This is a genomic window from uncultured Oxalicibacterium sp. (genome assembly GCF_913776015.1).
GTDB lineage: Bacteria > Pseudomonadota > Gammaproteobacteria > Burkholderiales > Burkholderiaceae_D > Oxalicibacterium.
The window spans coordinates 1-5,364 of the sequence record NZ_CAJYMD010000072.1; the positions used below are offsets into that span (position 1 = coordinate 1).

General features: G+C 56.6%; 5 protein-coding genes and 1 pseudogene. 1 reads left to right on the top strand and 5 read right to left on the bottom strand.

Annotated elements, in window-relative coordinates:
- The coding region (gene ppsA, locus QZ725_RS12835; protein WP_293780211.1) for a phosphoenolpyruvate synthase at nt 1-1,441 on the bottom strand (1,441 nt) is incomplete at its 3' end.
- Between the two features lie 172 nt (nt 1,442-1,613).
- Between ppsA and QZ725_RS12840 the strand changes: the two genes are divergently transcribed.
- The gene (locus tag QZ725_RS12840) at nt 1,614-2,453 is read left to right on the top strand and encodes a pyruvate, water dikinase regulatory protein (protein ID WP_293780213.1); all 840 of its coding nucleotides are present in this window, start codon (nt 1,614-1,616) and stop codon (nt 2,451-2,453) included.
- A 6-nt stretch (nt 2,454-2,459) separates the two neighbouring features.
- On the opposite strand, the gene QZ725_RS12845 is transcribed toward QZ725_RS12840, so the two are convergent.
- The 4 genes and pseudogenes from QZ725_RS12845 to QZ725_RS12860 all read right to left on the bottom strand — a co-directional run.
- On the bottom strand, nt 2,460-3,260 hold the full coding sequence (locus tag QZ725_RS12845) for an RNA methyltransferase (protein WP_293780216.1): 801 nt from the start codon (nt 3,258-3,260) through the stop codon (nt 2,460-2,462).
- The gene (gene rnhB, locus QZ725_RS12850) at nt 3,257-3,898 is read right to left on the bottom strand and encodes a ribonuclease HII (protein ID WP_293780219.1); all 642 of its coding nucleotides are present in this window, start codon (nt 3,896-3,898) and stop codon (nt 3,257-3,259) included. Before rnhB ends, QZ725_RS12845 begins: the two co-directional genes overlap by 4 nt.
- 6 nt (nt 3,899-3,904) lie before the next feature.
- On the bottom strand, nt 3,905-5,089 hold the full coding sequence (lpxB, locus tag QZ725_RS12855; RefSeq protein ID WP_293780222.1) for a lipid-A-disaccharide synthase: 1,185 nt from the start codon (nt 5,087-5,089) through the stop codon (nt 3,905-3,907).
- A pseudogene (locus QZ725_RS12860) lies at nt 5,073-5,364 on the bottom strand (acyl-[acyl-carrier-protein]--UDP-N-acetylglucosamine O-acyltransferase); the annotation flags it as partial. The pseudogene QZ725_RS12860 and the gene lpxB, both read right to left, overlap by 17 nt.

Sequence of the window (5,364 nt, forward strand, 5' to 3'; positions counted from 1 at the left end):
AAATCTTGCCTTCGTCGCCTTCGGCACATGACACCGTGACTTGCATGCCGTCCTTCAACACTTCCGTAGCGTCAGCACAGCCCACCACCGCCGGCACTCCGAGCTCACGCGCAATAATGGCGGCATGACAGGTGCGACCACCGCGATTGGTCACGATCGCCGCAGCGCGTTTCATGACAGGCTCCCAGTTCGGGTCGGTCATGTCTGCCACCAGCACATCGCCAGGCTGCACACGCTCCATATCGGCCGGATCGAGAATCACACGCACCGCACCGGAACCGATCTTCTGGCCGATCGCACGGCCGGTCGTCAAGACCTTGCCATCGCCTTTCATGCGAAAACGTTGCTGAATATCGCTGGCCGCCTGCTGCGACTTCACCGTCTCCGGCCGTGCCTGCAGAATATAGAGTTTGCCATCGTGACCGTCGCGCCCCCATTCGATATCCATTGGACGACCATAATGGCGCTCGATGGTAACGGCATAAGCGGCAAGCTGAATGATCTCGTCGTCATTCAACGAATAACGATTGCGCTGTTCGTCTGCCACGTTCTCGGTCTGCACCGATTTACCGGCCCGAGCTTCGCTCGTGAATACCATCTTGATCAGTTTGGAACCCAGATTGCGGCGAATGATGGGCTTCTTGCCTTGAAGCAGCATCGGCTTGTGTACATAGAATTCATCGGGATTGACTGCCCCCTGCACTACCGTTTCGCCAAGACCATAACTGGACGTGATGAAGACAACATCGCTAAAACCGGACTCCGTATCCAGCGTGAACATTACGCCGGCTGCGCCGAGATCGGAACGCACCATGCGCTGCACACCAGCCGACAGGGCGACATCCGCATGCACATACCCTTTGTGGACGCGATAGGAAATGGCACGATCGTTGTAGAGCGAAGCGAAGACTTCCTTGATCGCTTCCAGCACGTTGTCGATGCCGACTACATTCAGAAAGGTTTCCTGCTGCCCGGCGAACGAGGCATCCGGCAAATCTTCTGCCGTGGCGGAAGAACGAACAGCGAAGGAGACACCATCGCCGCTATCCGCCGTCAATGTGGCGTACGCGGTTTGAATCTCTTTCAGCAGACGCGGCGGAAACGGCGTTTCGACAATCCAGCGGCGGATTTCATGACCGGCTTCTGCCAAGGCGCGCACATCCTCCACATCCAGCCCTTCCAGACACGAAGCAATCCTTGCAGCGAGGCTGGGACCGGCGTCGGCATGCGAAAGAAAATCACGAAAAGCCTGCGCCGTCGTCGCAAAGCCGCCAGGCACACGCACACCGGCGCCTGACAGTTGACTGATCATTTCGCCTAGCGATGCATTCTTGCCGCCGACCGACATGACATCCGTCATGCGCAACTGTTCGAAGGGAACGACATAGGAATCCGGAGATACTGCCGATACACTGCTCTCCGAATGTGGTGCGTTTGCCATACCAAACCTCTTTCAGGGGTGAGAAGAAATTTCAATGCATGCGCTGTAGCAAGCGGTTTGCGCTATTCTGCTACAGCACACCAAACGAACAGTTGAAAAATATTCTACCCAATCCTGAACGCAGCAGAACGCCGCGAGATAAGCAAATTTACTTACATTTAGCTTACATTTCATGAGCCAAAACAATTCTATTGCGGCCACACGCACCGTGTTTTTCGTTTCCGATGGCACGGGCATTACGGCTGAAACATTCGGTCATTCGGTACTGAGTCAATTCGATATCCGCGTATCGGAACGCAGGCTGCCCTTTGTAGATTCGCTCGACAAGGCCGAAGATGCAGTACGCACAATCAACCAGACGTGCCGTACCGAAGGTCGTCGCGCGATTGTCTTTTCCACCTTGGTGAAGGAGGAATTGTCAGTCATCCTGCGCAAATCGGAAGGGCTTTACATGGACTTGATCCAAGCCTTTATCGCCCCGCTGGAACAGGAGTTCAGCCTGAAGGCAACGCATACCATCGGCCGCAGTCATACCAGTACCGATTCGGCAGCCTACAAGAACCGGATCGAAGCGATCAACTTTTCACTTGCACACGATGACGGCCAGTCGAACAAGAATCTTGAAGAGGCTGACGTAATTCTGGTAGGCGTATCGCGCTCGGGTAAAACGCCAACGACCTTGTTCCTCGCCATGCAATACGGCATCAAGGCCGCCAACTATCCGCTCACGCCGGACGATTTCGAGCGCGGTAAATTACCCGGTGGATTATTGCCGTATCGGCACAAGATGTTTGGACTGTCGATTGCACCGGACCGACTGGCAGAGATACGCAACGAACGCCTGCCCGACAGCAAGTATGCTTCGCTACTGAATTGTCGTTATGAAGTCAATGAAGCAGAGCGCATGATGCGCAAGGAAGGCATTCGCTGGATGTCCTCGACCACCAAATCCATCGAGGAAATCGCCGCGACCATTCTGCAAGAAATCCGCATGGAAGCGCGTGCACGCTAAGGTAACTTAGTGTTGGCTGCGCGTCTGCTGACGCACTTGCTCAAAGAAACAGACTGCCGCGCTGGCCGCGACATTCAGCGATTCGACGTTGCCCAAGTGCGGAATTGCCACCCGTGAAGAAGCGGCAGCCAGCAAGGCGGGATCGACACCTTTGCCTTCATGACCGAATAGCCATGCAACAGGCTTGGTCAAATCCAGATCGTAAAGCACCTGTGCGGTATGCGAACTGGTTGCCAGCACCGGGATTTCAGCCGATTCAATCAAGCTGGCAAGATCGACATTCTCGAAAATATCGACAACGAAATGTGCCCCCATGCCGGCACGCAATACCTTCGGCGACCATGCCTGCGCCGTCCCCGGCGCGCAATATACCTGACGAATGCCGGCTGCAGCCGCACTGCGCAGGACGGAACCGAGGTTGCCCGGATCCTGCACCTGATCCAGCAATACCGATGACAAACGCAGTTGCGCTGGCACAGTCGGCGACGGTGTATTCACAACAAACAGCACATCGATTCCGTGTTCGACTTGGCTCAAGGGCGCGAACAGATTGTCCGGCAAGCTGACCACATCCGCTCCACCCTGCTCGCAGCTCGCGACAATCTCTTGCACTTCCTGATTCGCCAGTGCCGATTCACCGACGATACAGCACAACGGCTGGCCCAGCTGTTCGAGATAGGTCACACACAGATGCACGCCATCGAGCAAGGACTGTCCGGCCTTGCGGCGTGCCTGCGCGCTCGTCGCCAGTAGCTTCCATTCCTTGTAATGCGCGTTATCGCGCGATGTCAGATGACGTCGACTCATGGCAGTTTTTCCGGCGTCGGGATAGCGGCAGTCATCAACTTGCGTACTGGCGCATACGAAGCACGATGCACCGGTGACACGCCATGTAAACGCAACCGTTCGAGATGCAAGGGCGTGGGATAGCCCTTGTGCTGATCGAAGGCGTAATGTGGATATTGCAAATGCAGCAGGCGCAACGCCTGATCGCGCGCGGTCTTGGCGAGAATCGAAGCCGCAGAAATTGCCGGTACTTTATCGTCGCCCTTGACGATGGCTTCCGAACGCACTGCCATTACCGGGCAGCGATTGCCATCAATGAGGGCAAGTGTCGGCTGCACCTTCAATGCTTCCACCGCACGGCGCATCGCCAGCATGCTGGCTTGCAGAATATTGTATGTATCGATTTCCTGTTCGGAGCATTGCGCAATCGCCCATGCCAATGCAGATGACTTGATCTGTACTGCAAGTTCGTCACGACGCACTTCCGTCAGCTTCTTCGAATCGCGCAGTCCTTCTATCGGACGCGACGGATCGAGAATGACAGCCGCCGCAAATACCGGGCCTGCCAAGGGGCCGCGTCCGGCTTCATCCACACCGCAGATGACATCGTCATCGCAATGCGTGAACAACGATAGCGTCGGCTCGTTCTTTTGTTTCATGGTTGATTATTTCGACTTCGATTTGCCGGCGGCAATCACATTCATCACTGCCTGCGCACTCTCGCCAGCCGTGTCACGCAACAAGGTATGGTGCATGTCGACAAAACGCTGATGCAGCCGCTCGCGATGCGCCTGATCCTCCAGTTGCCCCCACAAGGCATCGGCCAACGCCTGTGGCGTCGCCGCATCCTGCAACAATTCCGGCACCAGGAATTCGCGCGCGAGAATGTTCGGCAAACCGATCCACGGTTGATACGCCATATGGCGCAGCACATGCCACGATGCACGCATCATCTTGTAGGCGATCACCATCGGCTTCTTGAACAGTGCCACCTCCAGCGAGGCCGTTCCCGATGCCACCATCACGGCATCGGCTGCAGCCAGGGCGCGATGCGATTGACCATCAGTAATCAGCATCGGCACATCCTGCAAACCGGCCTGTGCGATCAGTTCGTGAAAATAGCGATGTCTTGTTTCACCCGCCATCGGTGCCACGATCTGCAAGTGCGGATCGCGTTGCAGCAACAACTTGGCCGCAGCAACGAAAGCTACCGCGTTGTACTTAAGCTCCGACATGCGGCTGCCGGGCAGGATTGCCACAACATGCCGAGTCGGATCGAGCCCCAGTTCGCGGCAAGCGGCATCGCGGTCCGGCGCCATGGGAATGATCTGGGCCAGCGGATGGCCGACATACGTCGCCGGCACACCGGCTGCACGATAGATTTCTTCTTCAAACGGAAAGATCACCAGCATATGCGACACCGAGCGCTGGATTTTCTTGATCCGCCCACCGCGCCACGCCCAGATCGACGGGCCGATGAAATGCACGGTCGGAATACCGGCATCCTTCAACTGCGCCTCAAGTCCGAGATTGAAATCAGGCGCATCGACGCCGACGAACACCGCTGGCCGTTCCTGCAGCAGTTGATCGCGCAAGCCGTTCTGGATGCCTTTTAACTCACGATAATGCGCCAGCACTTCGAACAGACCGCGCACGGACAGCTTTTCCATCGGGAAGTCGCTGACAAAGCCATACTGCGCCATATGCGGGCCGCCAATGCCGTGCATATGCGCATCGGGCAACTGTGGACGCAAACCGGAAAGCAGACGACTGGCCAGCAAATCACCCGACGTCTCGCCCGCCACCATGGCGACCGAGAGCGGTGCTGCCACTTCAGCGGATGATGCCACGAGGAGAGGCTTCGATGAATTCACGCAACAGCTTCAGATAAGCCGCGGCATCAGGAGAATTGCTTTCTTCCTGCTGCAAGGCTTGCTTGGCGTCATCAAGCGGCAATCCCGAACGATAGATAATGCGATAACCACGCTTGATGGCTGCAATCTGTTCGCTCGTGAAACCACGACGCTTCAAACCTTCACTGTTGATCCCGGCTGGCGCGGCGCGATTGCCGGCCGCCGTCACGAATGGCGGCACATCCTGACTGACAGCCGCCGTGAATGCGGTC